General features: G+C 51.6%; 10 protein-coding genes. 3 read left to right on the forward strand and 7 right to left on the reverse strand.

The features are described 5' to 3' along the window. Positions 1–226: 226 nt before the first annotated feature. From ACG2E4_RS14650 to ACG2E4_RS14675, 6 genes are all read right to left on the reverse strand, one after another. On the reverse strand, positions 227–991 hold the full coding sequence (locus ACG2E4_RS14650) for a family 20 glycosylhydrolase (RefSeq protein ID WP_395277001.1): 765 nt from the start codon (positions 989–991) through the stop codon (positions 227–229). Positions 992–1,024: 33 nt separating this feature from the next. Further along, the gene (locus tag ACG2E4_RS14655) at positions 1,025–1,954 is read right to left on the reverse strand and encodes a dihydrodipicolinate synthase family protein (RefSeq protein ID WP_395277002.1); all 930 of its coding nucleotides are present in this window, start codon (positions 1,952–1,954) and stop codon (positions 1,025–1,027) included. 251 nt (positions 1,955–2,205) lie between these two features. After that, positions 2,206–3,372, reverse strand: coding sequence for a sialidase family protein (locus ACG2E4_RS14660; protein ID WP_395277003.1), 1,167 nt, complete (start codon positions 3,370–3,372; stop codon positions 2,206–2,208). A 71-nt stretch (positions 3,373–3,443) separates the two neighbouring features. Next, positions 3,444–5,027 (reverse strand): exo-alpha-sialidase, encoded by a 1,584-nt coding sequence (locus tag ACG2E4_RS14665; RefSeq protein ID WP_395277004.1) that lies wholly within the window; start codon positions 5,025–5,027, stop codon positions 3,444–3,446. Between the two features lie 550 nt (positions 5,028–5,577). Further along, a complete protein-coding gene (locus ACG2E4_RS14670) occupies positions 5,578–7,062 on the reverse strand; it encodes a RagB/SusD family nutrient uptake outer membrane protein (protein ID WP_395277005.1) in 1,485 nt (494 codons plus the stop codon). 56 nt (positions 7,063–7,118) lie between these two features. Further along, positions 7,119–10,313 carry a SusC/RagA family TonB-linked outer membrane protein gene (locus ACG2E4_RS14675; protein ID WP_395277006.1) on the reverse strand — a complete coding sequence of 1,065 codons (3,195 nt, stop codon included), beginning with the start codon at positions 10,311–10,313 and terminating at the stop codon, positions 7,119–7,121. 484 nt (positions 10,314–10,797) lie between these two features. Between ACG2E4_RS14675 and ACG2E4_RS14680 the strand changes: the two genes are divergently transcribed. Further along, on the forward strand, positions 10,798–13,554 hold the full coding sequence (locus ACG2E4_RS14680; protein WP_395277007.1) for a sodium/solute symporter: 2,757 nt from the start codon (positions 10,798–10,800) through the stop codon (positions 13,552–13,554). Positions 13,555–13,788: 234 nt separating this feature from the next. Then, on the forward strand, positions 13,789–14,970 hold the full coding sequence (locus ACG2E4_RS14685) for an AGE family epimerase/isomerase (protein WP_395260873.1): 1,182 nt from the start codon (positions 13,789–13,791) through the stop codon (positions 14,968–14,970). A gap of 11 nt (positions 14,971–14,981) precedes the next feature. Here ACG2E4_RS14685 and ACG2E4_RS14690 read toward each other — a convergent pair whose 3' ends face one another. After that, on the reverse strand, positions 14,982–15,668 hold the full coding sequence (locus tag ACG2E4_RS14690; RefSeq protein ID WP_395260871.1) for a GDSL-type esterase/lipase family protein: 687 nt from the start codon (positions 15,666–15,668) through the stop codon (positions 14,982–14,984). A gap of 48 nt (positions 15,669–15,716) precedes the next feature. Between ACG2E4_RS14690 and ACG2E4_RS14695 the strand changes: the two genes are divergently transcribed. Continuing rightward, positions 15,717–16,556, forward strand: coding sequence for a hypothetical protein (locus ACG2E4_RS14695; protein WP_395260869.1), 840 nt, complete (start codon positions 15,717–15,719; stop codon positions 16,554–16,556). The last annotated feature ends 10 nt before the right edge of the window (positions 16,557–16,566 follow it).

The raw sequence follows: 16,566 nt of genomic DNA on the forward strand, positions 1-16,566 counted from the left end.
TATTCCGTGAGAAATGAAGACCAGCAGCCTTTCAGCATTGCGGAAAGTTAAAAAACTCGAAATACAGGGTACGGTTATTTCCCCGGCTGTACTGAAAAACGAAGCTCTTTTACTTCACGTATGCTTTCGTTCTCAATACTCACGGGAACAAACGTGAACATCCATTTCCATGAGGTTCCACCGTGGGGAACTTTAAATAAAATTTTATTCCACCCCTTGTTGAGTTTTATTTCAGCCGGAGCCCGGGAATATCCAGCTCGGGTACTACCGTAATGTTCCGTTCAGCGCTGTACTCCACCAGCTCTATAAAATCCTGCTGCGAATAGTATTTGCCGGGTTTTCGGCTGGTAGCTCTTGCCGACTGCAGCTCCGGGTATATCTTGCTCTCCAGCCTCCAGCCGGGATTGTCGGTGAGATGGAGGTGCAGAATATTCATCTTGTAATTTGCCATTACATCGATTTGCTGTTTGAGCTGTTCCACGGATTGAAAATTGCGTCCCACATCAACCATATAGCCCCGTTTTTTGAACGCGGGCCAGTCGTGGATATCACAGCGACTCAGAAACGAACGATCACCTTTGTTGCGGATAAGCTGGCGAACCGTTTGAAATGCATAGAATGCCCCGGACGGGTCGGGGGCGACAATCCGCATATGATTTTCGCCTCTTATCTCGACGCTGTATGCTCCCCTGAAGCCGTGGGGATTCTCAACAACACCCTGTTGAACAGATATCGAAAGATCTGCACCTGAGCTGTTGCCTACTTCACTCAGCCCCCTGGCTGCCAACAACTTTTTCAGATGCCTTGTCTGGGGTGCAAAATCCGCTGCGGGATCGACCCAAAAATCCGTAATTCGGCTATCATTGGTTTTGCACTCCATTCTTTGTGGGGTGGGAATCAAGGGCGGATCCTCCCCGTTTGTGGATTGTCCTGATGAGAACACCGGGAGCAAGAGGAAGAATAAAAGAAACAGGCTGAGATACCTTACCATAAACAAACCGGGTAATATCTAAAATAGGGAAGATTACGCGTTTACCTTTTGCAGGGCATAGGAAAAGAAATCCTGCCGCCGCAGCACCTGTTCAAGCTCCTCCATTTGCTGCTCGGTAGGCGTATGCAGAGGCAGTCGCGCCGGTCCGCAGTTTACACCCAGACGCTTCATCAGCCGCTTGGCTGCCGCGGCATATCCATATCGGTCTATTATGCGTACATAATTCATCGACCTGTTCTGCAGCTTTCGCACCTCTATAATATCACCTGCACTAAAAGCCTTAAAGATCTGGTGGTACAGCAGCGGGAATAGATTATAGGTACTGCCAATAAATCCCTCGGCCCCCAACATCAGGCCACAACTGAGCAGTTCATCACTGCCAAATATCAGGTCAAAACGGCCATCCTGGTATTGAAGACAACGGCTGTAGTCAACAAAATCGTTGTGGCTGTATTTGATTCCCGCCAGGGTGGGAATTTCTTCAGCTGCCCGCTCCAGGAACTCATACATCGGCAGGTCCACGCCGGTCAGCGATGGGATGTGATAGTAATAAAACGGCGTTTGGGGCGCAGCTGCCGCCACCTCCCTGCAAAAGTCCACCAGCCGTTCTACCGAATCCGGTTTTCTATAAAAGGGACCCACTGTGGAGATTCCAGCCACTGAACTGCAATTTGCGGCGTGTCTCGCCAGTGTCTTTGCCTCTTCAAGCGACGAATGCCCTACATGCACCAACAGTTTAAAATCTTTTGAGACGACTTTATCCCATGCCTCTGCAAGTGCTTTTCTCTCATCAACGGTCAATTCAAGGCCTTCACCCGTGGAGCCGTTGATAAATACCCCTGTTATATTATTGTGTTTATATAACTCAAACAGTTCCGGTATCACGTCCACATTGATACTCCCGTTGCTATTCATGGGAGTAAAGGGGGCTGCTACCAAACCTTTAATTTTCTCGGTTTTCATTTAAATGATTTCTTGTCTATTTGATTAAGATTCTGTTTTCAAGAAGACTTTGCAAAATCCTCAACTCCTTGCCTCGTTCTGAGGGAGTTGTACCCCGTTTAAAAAGTCAATACGGTCGGCGGTACAACTAACCTTCCAATAAAATAGCAGGTTTTGCAAAGGTTCCGTCAATTTAATACCAGTACCTGTGTTTACTTTACCGGTACTATCAAGATCCAGCAGATATAAAAAGTATTGGTGAGACAGCCAGTTTAATCCAACTGTTGAAATTTACTGTCCAGTTCGTGCATTTTAAAGCGTACGCTCACGATATAGGGTTCTTTCTCCTTTTCCCAGTGACCATATGTCGTAGCCACAATGGTTCCGTCCGGCAAAAGTTCCAGTGCAGGATATGCGCAGTCCCAGTCATGCTTATTATCCATAAGCCGCACCCGGTACTGTCCCTCGCGACGGGGATTGAGGATGTCCTCATACCGGCCGACCCATCCCACCCAGTCGCCCCTGGTTGGCGAAACGTGCGTCATATCCCGAAATGAGATGAACAAACGGCCGTCATGGGTATATACCGCCTGGTGACGGTCGCCGGTCAACGCGCCGGGAAGCTCCACCGGATCGCTCCATGTTGTTCCCTCGTCGTCGGAAAAGATGACAAATGAATTAAACCGGCGGCTGTTCTCCCGCAGGAGCATGGCAATCTGGTTACCGTCTGGAGAGCGGAGCAGGCCCGGCTCGCACAAATCAGCCTCCGGATGGGTAGCGACGACTACCGGGTCCGTCCAGCTCAGGCCTCCATCCATTGAGCGCGTCTTGTATACGTAAAACTGCCCCGGCTCGCCTTCCCCGTCAATAAAACGGCCGTCATCATGGAAAAAAGCCATGTGTGACCCATCTTTTAACCGGATAAGATCTGACATCGCAACAATACCGCCAAAATCACCGATCGGTTCGAGTGGCGACCAGGTGTCGCCCTCATCCCCAGAAACTGCCATCCTTATGGGGTAGAGTCCTGAAAACATAATCAGGCGCTTATTTCCCTCCGAATCAACTACCGGGTAGATAGTGGGCACTTCCCTGGATGTCGACCAGTTTTTCGGCACGGAAAGGCGATCGCTCCAGGATAATCCGCCGTCAATACTTTTTTTCATCACTATCGGCCCGTTGCCGTGACCTTTCGGGTAGACCGCCAGTATGGTTTTCCGGTCGTCCAGCAATACGGTTGTCGGGTGGCCCAAATATTGCCCCTCCTCCCGGTCAACGATAACCTGCCGGTCGGTTTCGCCGGCCAGGTCAATAAGCGGTATGTTATATCCTCTTTGCTGCTCAATACCAGGACGCTTATTTACCTCATTTCCGAGGAACGGCAGGTAACCTGCTCCCGCGAGGAGCGTGGTTAACTGTAAAAAATCGAATCGTTTCATTGTACAATCCCTGTTTCTGAAAATTTCGTTTTACGAACGTGCCTTCGAACCTGTGTGCGACACACCCGTTGTCATCCATCTGAAAGTTCTGAAATTCTGACTTTTTGAAAATAGAGCTCGCGAACCCCTTCGTACAATATTCCCACGGTCTGTTCGTCGACGGCCGTCAGGCAGGAGTACCCAAAGCCCCTGTTTCCATTCAGCAACACCTGTCTGTTTTCAGGCCAGCTCATTCCATCATCCCGGCTCATTTTAATAGTCATATTTTTACGGGCTTCCCTGCTGTCGGGATTGGAAAAAAGGAGGCAGTGCTTGCCGGTTACCCCCTCCAGGTGCGGAAAGTGGATGAGACTGGCCATACAGACCGGCTCTTTCAGGGCGGAGCGGGACGTGGGATGCCTGGTCCACGTTCGGCCGAGATCCTCCGTCGTATATACGGACCGCGATCCCCCGCGATTATCGCGCATGTTCAGCATCAGCGAGCCGTCACTCAGCTCAGCGACCTGTGCTTCGGTGGTATTGGATTTCGCTCCTGTACCGATATTCCAAGTCTTCCCGTGATCTTTACTGTAGATGATCGTGGAGTAGGGCATGCCGTCCGCATCCCTGAACTGGGCAGGAAATACCAGCGTTCCATCGCTCATCGTGATACCGCGGCCGGGACCCTGGAGCAGCAGCTGCCATTCCGGCTTCTTTATCTGCCTCGTAATATTGATCGGCTCCGACCAGGTCTCCCCGTCATCTTCACTTTTGACCAGCAGGAACTGACCGGTCGCTTCCGGGCTCAACCCAGGGCCGGAAGCATCCCAGGCACGCTGTCCCGGCATACCGTGTGTCCAGAGCCCGGCTACCCATATGGTACCGGTTTCCCTGTCAACCAGAATCGAAGGATCGCCGACGCCGTTTTCCTCTTCCGGACGACCGCCCCACTCTCCCCGATCCATAATAATCTGCATCGGCTGCCAGGTTTGTCCCTTGTCAAAACTCCTGCTTATGCCCACATCGATATCACCCTGCAGATCGCTGGAGTTATCGTACCGGATATCATAGGCCGCAATGAGCGTACCGCTGTTGGTTGTTACCAGCCCGGGGATACGGTAGGTATGCACCCCGTTTTGACCGCGCTGTCGCAGTGCAAATCCCAGTCTTAATGCTCCTTCCCCCGATCTGCTCACGGGATTGACAGTCTGCCCTCCGGCCAGCAGCGCCCTGTCCAATCCGGCATCTACCCTGTGCAGCAGGTCTGCTTCAGGATTGACTTTATAGGAAACCCAGAAGTAGTGGACTCCACGAGGCAGCTGTTGCTCGGCCCTGAGTGCAATATTTTTTTTGGGCGATCCGGCCACATCCAGCGAATTTTTTGTATTAAAAACCGAGTCCTCTCCCGTGTAAAAGAGTGCAATTTCATCAATATCATCCAGATCCGTAGTGCCACCGGTGGAGATCTCAAACTGCTCTACCTGACCTTCCGAACGAACATCCACTGCTATCCTGAGCACAGGGTTGGCCTCCTTGCCGATCAGCACCGGCCGAACGGTTTGGCTGGTCGATATTTGTATTGCAGGAACCTCATCCTGCCTTGTTGTCTCCTGGTTGCTTCTACAACCTGCAAATAGTACGAGTAGTAAAAGGGTAAAAGTAATTCCTTGTTTCATATGACACATCATTTCACGACCGTTTTTACTTTCCAAATACAGATATTCTCATTTTTCGGCCCAGTTAAATTTATTTTTAAAAAGACAGTAATTTTTGATGACTTGTCAGTCTTGGAGATCTTTGAAGACAGCGGTTTTTCGAAGCCTTTCTTAATAAACCTATAGAACCCGCCTGATTCAACATGAGCTTTCAAACATCAAAATTAGCGAAAAATCACCGTTAATGCGTTTACCGGTTAAGGACCGGTCCCAAATTATAAGCGGATCATTTCTCCTTTTCTCCTTCTTCCAGGGAAGTACTTTTTTACGTTCACCAATAGTTCATTACCACTTTGGCTGATATACCTACTCAAAAAAATCTCCACTGGAAGAGGGAGCTTGGGAGGTTGCCCCATTGATTAAAAGAATCGGTATCCTTTTTTGCCGGTAACAGGTTTTAGTTAATTCCCGAATCCGGCCCCTCCCCTGCCAGAGGCTGGCGGGAGAGAAAGGCTCAGATTTCGGGTCAGGGAAAAGGGATATGGGATAGTATCCCTTTCAGGGAACAAAACTAGTCTTGCGTGTAGCCGGGATTTTGTTCGAGTTCGCCATTCAGGCTGAGTGTACTTTGCGGTATGGGCCACAGCAGCAGGTGATCTTGTCCCTGCCTGTTTTGCAGAGAAGGCACCAGTTCAAATGCTTTGCCAAACCGCACCAGATCCCACCAGCGCTTGCCTTCAAACGCGAGTTCACGCAGCCGCTCTTGTAAAATGGCTTCGTCGTTGGCCTGCTGCGACCCGTTTGAGAATACGTGGTCAGTATAATCGTCGCCGTAAGCACGCTGGCGTACCTGGTTGATTTCGGTTGAAGGATCCTGCCCAAGGGCGTTCTTGGCCTCTGCAATCATCAGCAGGACGTCGGCATAACGGTACAAGATCACATCATCCATGAAGTTGCGACCGCTTTCATTGACAAATCCCCTGAACTTTCGCACAGCGGTAGCATAGAGGGTCGTATCGTTTCCGGCCACTTCCTCCACCTCCACGAACGAAGCATCTTTTCGACTGTCATCATCCGTAAACTGGTTTCTGAGTGTCTCCGAAGGTCCCCAGCGGTTGAGTCCGCCGCCCAGTCCCAGCAGGCTGTCGGATTCCTGGGTCACATTTTGCGGGATCTGGTCATTTCGAACATACATGAGGTTGTTATACATGCTGCCTGACTCCAGGTCCTCGAAGTGTACAGCCATCAATATCTCCTGGTTGCCCTTGTTGTCATAGCGGAAGATGTCATTAAAATCATCCAGCAGGCCTACATTGGCAGACTGAACTTCCTGCAGGGCGGTAAGTGCGGTCTGAAGATCCGATTCTCCCCCGCCCATGCGCTTGGCCGTCCAGAGGTACACGTTCCCTTTCAGGGCGTTTGCGGCCGGTCGCGACCAGGTGCAGCGACAGCTTGGAAAGCTGTCATCCGGGAACAGGTCAAGTGCGGTGTCCAGGTCCTGCTTGATCAGCTGAAAGATTTCACTGACGTCGGCCTGCGGTTTGCCGGTGCTTCCCTCTCCCTGGATTCCTTCGATTGGCTCGGTCACCAAAGGCACATTGCCCCAGGTACGCGCCAGTATAAAGTACACATAGGCCCGCATCGTGTGAGCCCGCGCCAGCGCTCTGTTTTTGTCATCCTCGCTGGTGAAGGCGATATCCGGAATCTCATGGAGCGCCAGGTTGGCGGTGTAGATGGTGGTATACAGCCGCAGCCAGTCCGGGCCGGCAAAGTTGGCATCTATCGTGTTCTCAAAATAGCGCTCCAGCCCTTCCGAGGCCTGAAGTCCGTACGACATCTCTTCGCTCCGTGCTCCACCCCAGATATACAGATTGGAAGCTGCCTGGGGACGGAACCATTGATACATGCTGTTTAATCCACCCTGTACATCCTGCTCATTTTCCCAAAACGAATTTGCCGTTATGGTACTGGTGGGCGAAAGTTGCAGGTCTTCCGTACATGAGACGGCCGTTAAAAGACCGACTCCCAAAAGCACTATGGTTGTTAGCTTTTTCATTGTGTTATCCTGATTTCTTTAAAATTCATTGAATTAACCCTTCTCACTATTCCAGTCTACAAGCTCAGGTCGATACCGAAAATGAAGCTATGCGGGTTGGGATAGCGACCACTGTCCTGGCCGCCCTCTTCCGGGAGCAAACCCTTGTAAGAGGTAAAGTAGTGCAGGTTGTTGCCCGTAGCGTACGCCCGCACCCTCTTCAGGCCCAATCCCCTGATCCAGTCATTGGGGATGGTATAGCTTAGCGTTATTTCCCGCAGTGAGAGGTAATCCCCCTTCTCATAGTACCGGGTATTTCCCCTGAAAAGGTTGTTTTGTGCCAACTGGTCGGCCCAGTAATACCGGGGTACGTCCGTATCCCTGCGATCTGGCAGCCACGACTTCTCCACAACCTCTTTTGAGATATTGATATCGCCCTGGAACTGGCCGTTAAACCGGGCCAGGCTTTCATGGTAGATTGTGTGACCGAGCGCAAAATCGGTGCGCACAAGAAGTGAAAGATTATTGTAGGTAAAGGTATTGCTGAATCCCCCGGTCCAGTTGGGATAGATATTGCCGGCGTAAACCTGGTCACGGGTGTCAATAATCCCGTTTTCATCTTTGTCCAGCCATTTCACATCGCCGCCGAACTTGGTTTTGTCGGACCCGGCAACCAGCATGTCGGTCGGACCTTGGGCAGCCTCCTCATCCGTGGCGTATATACCCAGTTGCTTGTAGGCGTACATATCGCCCAGGCGGCCTCCCTCCTGCAGTCCGCCCTTGTAGACGTAGTCATCCACCTCGGGATCGTAGACAAGAATTCCGCCGATGCGGTTGTTTTCGTTGTCATTTTCCGGAAGCTTCAGAATCTTGTTCTGGTTATAGGAGGCGTTGGCTCCAAATGACCAGTTAAAGCCCGCCCGCTCCTGGATGATATCGGCCTGTACTTCAAATTCAACTCCCTTGTTTTCGAGTGAACCGAGATTGGTGAGGATACTTTGAAATCCGGTATAGTGGGGAAGTCGCAGGTCCTGGAGCAGGTCATCCGTCACCCTGCGATAATAGTCAAACAGCACGCTGACACGGTCGTTGACAAGACCCAGATCAAACCCGAAATCAACGGTGCGGGAGCGTTCCCACTTGAGATTTTGATTGGGCAGTCGGGTGCTGGCTACCATCGGCTGCCCGTTGTATTCTGAACCTACGCTGTACTGTCCCTGCGCGTGGAAATCTGACAGGCCGCTGATATTTCCGTTGACCCCGTAGCTTCCCCGCAGCTTGAGAGAGGACAGGAGATCCGGCATTTCGGACCAGAAATTTTCCTCATGCACATTCCATCCCACCGAGATGCCCGGGAAAAATCCCCACTTATTGTTGTCGCCGAGGTTTGACGCGCCGTCATACCGGGCAGAGGCCGACAACAGGTATTTCTGCTTGTAGTCGTAGCTCACCCTGCTGAAATATCCGGCGATCACCTGGTGGGAAGTGCTGCTGGAAACAGCGGTTTCCTCGGAAGCGGCATTAAGCGTGGGAATATTATCGGTGGCGGCTCCACGCCCCGCAGCAAACAGGCTGTAGTTCTTTCGATCGTAGTAAGAAAAGCCGGCCTTCGCAGAAAAGTTGTGATCTCCCGCAAATGTGTCGGTATAGGTGAACACGCCATCAACTTCCTTCTGCCAGTACATGCTGTGAGAGGCCGAGGCATTTCGGGAGTCGATCAGCTGATTTGCAGAAAAGTAGTAGGCTTTCTGGAATGAGTTGTCGATTCCCTGGACAGCGTACAGCGAAGCTGAAGGTTCAAACGTCAGGTTGTCAATAATTTCCCAGGTGGCGTTCAACCCGAGCGTTATCCGGTTCAGGTTGTTTTCGGCGAGACTCTGGTTGAGATGATACACCGGGTTCCCGATCGTGCGGTTTTGCCCGGGAGCCAACGTCCCGTCTTCATACCGGAACTTGGCCGTGGGAGGAAGACCCAGTGCCCGCTGGAAAATATGATTTACATTGAACACCTGGTCATCGCTTGAGTTTGTAAAATTGACATTTCCGCGCACATTCAGGTTGTCACGGACCTGGACATCGCCGCTGGCATCCAGGCTCAGGCGCTGGTAGCCGGTTTCGATCGCCGCCCCTTCGCTGTCCAGGAAGCCTACGCCAACTCGATAAGTAGCGTTTTCCGATCCCCCGGATGCGGAGAGATAGTGATTGGTGGTCAGCCCCGTTCTGAAAAGCTTGTCCTGCCAGTCGGTATCGTTAAAGATGATCGTCTTTGAGGGATCCAGCGGATCCGGCATGCTTTGCCAGCCTTCGTCCAGCTTGTGCTCATTTTCGGGGGTGAGGTACTGCGGCGTAAACGCCGTATTTTTGGTCAGGTCGTTGCCTATTCCAAACCCGATTGGCAGATCCAACCGACTGGTATACTGCGGGTGCTTCTCTCCGGTAGCCGCCATCCCCAGCCGCGCAAACCGTATATACTCGCGGGCGTTGCCAAGGTCATAAAAGTCGCCCAGTCTCGACATCTGCACGCTCGTCTGGTAGTTCACCTGGGTCTTCCCGCGCTGTCCGGACTTTGTCTCCACGATAATAACCCCGTTGGAAGCCCTGGCACCGTAGATAGCTGTAGAGGCGGCATCCTTGAGTACCTGGATACTTTCAATATTGTTGGAATTCAGATCGTTGAGATTATTTCTTTTAACCCCGTCAACAATATAAAGAGGCGTGGCTCCATCGGGATTGCTGATAGAGGTTCCGCCGCGCAGTACAACCTGTGGCGCAGCACCGGGCTGGCCGGTGGTGTTCTGCACGCGCAGTCCCGACACGCTGCCCTGCAGCGCTGATGCCACATTGGTAAACGGCACGTTTTCTAAGACCGAAGTATCCATCTTGGCTACCGAGGTGGTCAGGGTGGCCCGCGACTGCTCGCCGTAGCCAATGACGACTACCTCGTCCAATTGACCTGTACTTGCGACCATAGCCACATCAATGACAGATCGCCCCATAACAGGGATCTCCTGAGACTGGAAACCCACGGAACTAAACACCAGCGTGTCGTCTTCGGCTATTTCAATCTCATACATCCCGTCCACATCAGTTGCCGTACCCTGGGTAGTTCCTTTTATAATTACATTCACACCGGGTAGTGTTTCTCCAGACTCCTGTTCTACTACCGTACCCGTAACGGTATGCTGCTGAGCCTGGGCTGTTGCGTCATGTACCTGCATGGAAAAAGCGAGGCACATCAAAAACATTAGTGCTGAACGTATCCTGGTTTTCATAACTTCCTTTATTTTCGATTTAGAGATTATTTTCCGGAATCCCTTCTCATTTATTTAATCAGATTGTAATAAGTTGTGTTTTATTTTAGGTTGTTTGGTTGTGATTTCTATTTATTTAATCTTCCAAGCCTGTTTCATACCCCATGATGATTAAGATTTGGAGTGATATCTACTCAAAAATTCAAACTCATTACCTCTATATTGATATTTTTTCCTAAAACCACCCTAAAGAGAGCAATCTTGCAGTATAATAACCCAGGTTGGCTACGATAGAAGCGAAGGCGTCACAGCAAAAACGGGGAGACGCAAATATTTTTTTGAGCTTTTCAATTCTTTTATTAACCTGTTGTCAGCCTTCCAAGCCAAAGTTTTACAGAAGAATTCTCTATACGATTGTTACATCCTGGTACTTTTGGTGCCTGAATTTTAAGACTTTGGTTATATGTTTATCCTGCATCCAATTCAGTTATCACGTTCTCCCGCAATGCAGTTTTCCCGGACCCATTTTACGGGGAGTATCGGGCGGGCGCTCTCTATTTTGCTGTTGCTCTGGCTTTCTCCTCTTCTGTTGCAGGCGCAGTCCCCGCCGGCGGAACCACTTTCCAAGGATATTGTAAACTGGAACCGGCTGCCTGACCTGCCCAACCCGGCGGGCGTTGCCGGCGCTTTTGCTGGCCGTGCGGGGGATGCGCTGATTGTGGCGGGAGGAGCAAATTTTCCCGGGGCTCCGCCATGGGAAAACGGGTCAAAGGTGTTTCACGATCAGATCTACATCCTGCAAAAAGACACTTCCGGGTATCGCTGGCTGTCCGATCCCGAGCTGAAACTACCCCACCCGCTCGCGTATGGCGCAACAATTCGCGACGGAGAGAGCCTGCTGCTCATCGGAGGCGCTGATGGAACGGAAGTCAAACGGAACGTATACCGGCTAAAGTGGAATCCCGGGGAAGAGTCGATCGAAATCCGGGAGCTCCCTCCCCTGCCCCGCCCGCTGGCATTTATGGGAGCCACACGCCTCAATGACCGAGTCTACGTTGCGGGAGGGCAGCATTCACTGGCATCACCGGGGGCCTCGAAAAGTTTCTGGCAGCTCGATCTCTCGCAACAGGGCGAAGATCTCAACTGGGAATCTCTCCCCGCGTGGCCCGGTGCGGCCCGTGTGCTCCCGGTGGCTGCAGGCCAGCACAAGGGAGATACGCCCTATTTTTTCCTGTTCAGCGGCCGCAATGTCAATCCAGACGGCTCCATGGAGGTGCTCAGCGACACCTATCGCTTTAATATTAAATCCAGTGAGTGGGAGTCACTGGAACCGATAGCTCACAACCTTCATGGAAACGGGCGTTCCGTCATGGGGGGAACCGCCATAGCGACGGGAGATGCCCACATCCTCATTTTCGGGGGCGACCCGGGAGACGCCCTGGTGGAACGGCTGCAAATAAGTGCCCGGATCGACAGCCTCAATAACCGGATGGCCACGGTCAGCCGCCCTTCTCAAAAAGGGGCCATTCAACAGCAAGTGGATCAGCTAAACCGGCAGCTCCTCTCCAACCTGCAGCAAGAGCAGCCCTTTTCCAGGGATATTCTTTCCTACCACACCATTACCGATACCTATGATAAAATTGGAGAACTGCCAACCCCGGCACCGGTGACCACCCGGGCCGTTCAATGGGATGAAGATATCCTCATTGCCAGCGGTGAAATACGCCCCGGGGTCCGCAGCGCCAACATATGGAGGGGGCAGATCGAGGCCCGAACCCTGACGTTTGGATGGGTAAACTACGCGGCGCTGGGACTATATGGACTTATTCTCGTCGGCATGGGAATCTATTTTTCTCGTCGAGAAAACGCCACCGACGACTATTTTCTGGCGGGCAACCGTATTCCCTGGTGGGCTGCGGGCATCAGCATTTATGCCACGCAGCTGAGCGCCATCACCTTTATTTCGACGCCGGTCCTCTCATTTGCCGACAACTGGATCGTATTTATCGCCTATTTTACAATTTTCCTGATGGCCCCTGTGGTCATCTATTTCTACCTGCCCTTTTTCCGACGGCTGAATGTGACCTCGGCCTATGAATACCTGGAAAAGCGGTTCCACCTGGGCGTTCGCCTTTTCGGGAGCATCTCGTTTATACTGTTTCAGCTCGGCAGAATGAGTGTCGTCGTCTTCCTGCCCGCATTGACGCTCACAGCCATCCTGGATATGAATATTTATGCCGCCATCGTCCTGATGGGACTGCTGGCTATCGTCTACACGACCCTCGGCGGCATTGAGGCGGTCATTTGGAGTGACGTGCTGCAGGTGGTCATTCTTATCAGCGGCATACTTTACAGCCTCTACTTCATTACCGACTATGTAGGGGGACTAGATGTGGTATACACGACCGCCGTGGCGAACGAAAAGCTTCAATTCCTGGAGTTGGATTTCAGCTTTACCGCCCTCGCTACCTGGTCGATCTTCCTGGGCTCCTTTGCCCTGCAGTTTGGTCCCTATACCACCGACCAGGCGGTCATCCAGCGCTATCTGACCACCGAAGACGAAAAATCAGCAGCCGACAGCATCTGGACAAACGGCATCATCTCCATTCCCACCGGCTTTCTTTTCTTTGCGCTCGGCACCTGCTTTTACGTCTTTTACAAGCTTAATCCCGAATTTCTCTCCGTCGGGATGCAGAACGACCAGGTATTTCCGCTCTTTATCGGCCAACAGCTGCCGGTTGGATTTGCAGGGTTGCTGATCGCCGGCATCTTTTCCGCCTCGATGTCGAGCCTCGACAGCAGCATGCACAGTATCGCCACGGTGGCCACCGTCGATTTTTACCAGCGTTTTGTGCCGGCCTCTCGCGAGTCGACCCGGCTTCGACTGGCACGCTGGGTCACTGTTGCCGTCGGCGCACTGGGAACGCTCATAGCCTGCCTGCTGGCCAGTTTCCCGATTCAGTCTCTCTATTTCTTTTTCCAGGAGATCATCGGGCTGCTCAGCAGTGCTCTTGCCGGCATCTTCATCCTCGGCATTTTTACGCAGCGCACCCACGGCACCGGAGCGCTGACCGGGGCTGCAATCAGCCTGATCGCCCTCTATTTTGTTAAATTCCACACGCCGATCCATTTTTATATCTATCCCTTGATCGGGATACCGGTGTGCGTAATTACAGGATACCTTGTCAGCTTGTTTCTGCCCGACCACGGCAAAAAGCTGGAAAACCTGACCTACCGCACGCTGGTGGCAAAATCTCCCTAGCCCGGATTTCTCACGAGTATTTTGGACAAAATCATGTAACTTTATGGATGACAATAACTTATACCGTTTTTTATTGCCAAATCATCATTACAGTCTGTAATGGGCTGCGAAATTCGCCTTTCAGCTGCGTTGTAGGACAAATCGCCTTGCTAAAAAACCAATTTCCTGGTGAGAAATGCGGGCCAGTTCGCTGGATATACCCTCTGATAAATTTGAAATCCGGATATCAACACTATGCCAAAACAGACATTTACCGAATTAGCTCAGCTTTACAAAGATACCTTGCTAAACAGCGTGATCCCTTTCTGGGAAAATCATTCCATCGATGAAGAATATGGCGGCTACTACAGCTGTCTCGACCGGGACGGAACCGTCTACGACACCGACAAATTCATCTGGCTGCAGGCACGACAGGTCTGGACATTTTCGATGCTCTACAACCGCGTGGAATCGCGACCAAGATGGCTGGAGATAGCCAGAACCGGGTACGAGTTTCTAAAAAAACACGGGCGTGATACCGAAGGGAACTGGTATTTCTCGCTCACCCGCCGGGGAGAACCCCTGATCCAACCCTACAATATTTTTTCGGACTGTTTTGCGGCGATGGGATTTCAGGCCTACGGAAAGGCCTCGGGCGATACGGAAGCCAGGGAAATTGCGGTTCAAACCTACCAGAATATTCTCCGCAGGCAGGATAATCCCAAGGGGCAGTATGAGAAATCGGTCCCGGGTACCCGTCCCCTCAAAGGATTTGCCCTGCCGATGATACTGAGTGTGCTCACCCTTGAGATGGAAGAAGCATTGGACACCGGGGAAGTGGAAAAAACACTCGACCGGTGCATTCACGAGGTGATGGAGGTATTCTGGGATTCGGACAAAAAAATTATCCGCGAGCATGTGCTGCAAGACGGCAGCTGGTCCGACAGCTACGAGGGTCGCCTGGTCAACCCGGGACACGGCATCGAGGCGATGTGGTTTATCATGGAGATCGGCCGGCGCCGCAAGGACCAGTCGCTGATTGAACGGGCTACAGACCGAACGCTGCAGCTGCTCGATTTTGGATGGGATGACAAATATGGCGGGATCTATTATTTTCTCGACGCCGAGGGGCACCCTCCCCTGCAACTGGAGTGGACCCAGAAGCTGTGGTGGGTTCATCTTGAAACCCTTATTTCCCTTTCCAGGGGATACCTTTTGACCGGTCGGGAAGAATGCCTGGAATGGTATGACCAGGTCCACGAGTACAGCTGGTCCCGTTTTTCCGACGCAGAGCAGGGCGAATGGTTCGGATACCTGAACCGCCGGGGCGAACGCTATACCACGCTAAAGGGCAGCAAGTGGAAAGGGTGTTTTCATGTACCCCGGGCGATGTACGAGTGCTGGCATACATTCGAAGCGCTGACCAAGCAATATTGAGTAATCCGAAATCACAGATCCAGATGCGAATCAACAACCGATTTCCAAACCACATATCCCTGACCATTTAAATGGAGGCCATCTTCGGTATAATCGGGATTAAGTTTGTCTTCGCCTGTGCTGAAATCATCAAAAAGGTTGATAAAAATGGCTTCCTTTTCCCGGGCCAGCGCCGCCAGGCGGCTATTGGCCTCTTTAATTTGCGGGGTTTTATCAGTATGAGAAGAAAACTGGGAAAACTCGTCATTTACCGGCAAAATACTTTGGACATAGATTTCCGTGCGGGGCGTTTCACGCCGAATTCGGTCAAGAATTTTCTCATAGTTGGAAATAACCGTTTCAACCGGAATTCCGCGAGCCAGATCATTTACGCCTATCATGATAAACACCTGGGCGGGACTGGATTCAGTAACCTCCGAAAGACGATACAGGATGCCATCCGTCACATCGCCGGAGATTCCCCGATTTTTCAGCCTAGGGCTGCCGAACAGCTCAGCCCACTCGTTTCCGTCGGTGATACTGTCTCCCAGAAATATAATCTCGTTCTCCGCATTGGGAAGATGCTCAAAAAGCGTCTTTTTGTGGTAGTAGTATGCTCCGAAATCCGGCTTTTTTTCGGTCGATTGAGCGTGACTGTCGGTCATTAAAAATGCGAAAAGTACGACACAGAAAACCGTACCTCTATATTTGAGTCTCATAATCGTGCTGTTTGAATGCAGGTTTGAATTAAAAATGAATAATAATCAATGAGTGTATTAATTGCAGATAGTGGTTCTACAAAAACGGACTGGGCCCTCCTGGCGGGAGGAACCGTTCAGCGATACAAGACAGAGGGACTGAATCCCTATTTCCATTCAACGGAAAGCATCAAGTCGGTACTTCGGAGCGGCTTAAGACCCAGTCTCAGGGAGCATGCGGTCGAGTGCATCCTCTTTTATGGATCCGGCTGCGATTCCCCGGAAAAAATTACCGGTATGGAGAAGGCCCTGAATCAGGTTTTCCCGGGCGTGCGGGCCGAGGTTCATGAAGATCTTCTGGGAGCCGCACGCGCCTGCTGTTTCGACCAACCGGGTATTGTCAGCATTTTGGGGACCGGATCGAATTCCTGCCGTTACGACGGAACCCGCATTGTGCAGCAGATCCCCTCCCTCGGCTATATCCTGGGAGATGAAGGGAGTGCCGGTTTCTTCGGGCAGCAACTGCTGAATCGCTACTACAGGGATGAGCTGCCCGCTGATCTCAAAACAACGCTTGAACAGGAGTACGAAATGGACCTGGAATTGATTGTAGAAGGGATATATCACAACGAGCAATCCAGTCGTTACGTGGCCTCTTTTAGCTCATTTCTCGGTGAGAATCGCGGACATCCATATGTACAATCGATGCTGGAGTCCGGCTTCAGGGAATTTATTGAGCGTATTATTCTGAAATATGAATCGCCCGAAGATTATCAGATACACTTCATCGGGTCCCTGGGGCATGCCTACCGCGGTATGATCTCAAGGCTTCTCACCTCGTACGACCTGACGCCCGGGAAATTCATACAGCGCCCCATGCAGCGGCTGATTGAGTTCCACACGCAATAAAAATGACACC

Origin of the sequence: Halalkalibaculum sp. DA384 (assembly GCF_043951955.1) — a bacterium.
Lineage (GTDB): Bacteria > Bacteroidota > Rhodothermia > Balneolales > Balneolaceae > JAMQKA01.

Excerpts from the sequence above, each read along its gene's own strand:
- ACG2E4_RS14665 (WP_395277004.1), bottom strand. The coding sequence starts at position 5,027 with ATGAAACAAGGAATTACTTTTACCCTTTTACTACTCGTACTATTTGCA.
- ACG2E4_RS14690 (WP_395260871.1), bottom strand. The coding sequence starts at position 15,668 with ATGAGACTCAAATATAGAGGTACGGTTTTCTGTGTCGTACTTTTCGCA.
- ACG2E4_RS14660 (WP_395277003.1), bottom strand. The coding sequence starts at position 3,372 with ATGAAACGATTCGATTTTTTACAGTTAACCACGCTCCTCGCGGGAGCA.
- ACG2E4_RS14680 (WP_395277007.1), top strand. The coding sequence starts at position 10,798 with ATGCAGTTTTCCCGGACCCATTTTACGGGGAGTATCGGGCGGGCGCTC.
- ACG2E4_RS14655 (WP_395277002.1), bottom strand. The coding sequence starts at position 1,954 with ATGAAAACCGAGAAAATTAAAGGTTTGGTAGCAGCCCCCTTTACTCCC.
- ACG2E4_RS14675 (WP_395277006.1), bottom strand. The coding sequence starts at position 10,313 with ATGAAAACCAGGATACGTTCAGCACTAATGTTTTTGATGTGCCTCGCT.
- ACG2E4_RS14695 (WP_395260869.1), top strand. The coding sequence starts at position 15,717 with ATGAGTGTATTAATTGCAGATAGTGGTTCTACAAAAACGGACTGGGCC.
- ACG2E4_RS14650 (WP_395277001.1), bottom strand. The coding sequence starts at position 991 with ATGGTAAGGTATCTCAGCCTGTTTCTTTTATTCTTCCTCTTGCTCCCG.
- ACG2E4_RS14685 (WP_395260873.1), top strand. The coding sequence starts at position 13,789 with ATGCCAAAACAGACATTTACCGAATTAGCTCAGCTTTACAAAGATACC.
- ACG2E4_RS14670 (WP_395277005.1), bottom strand. The coding sequence starts at position 7,062 with ATGAAAAAGCTAACAACCATAGTGCTTTTGGGAGTCGGTCTTTTAACG.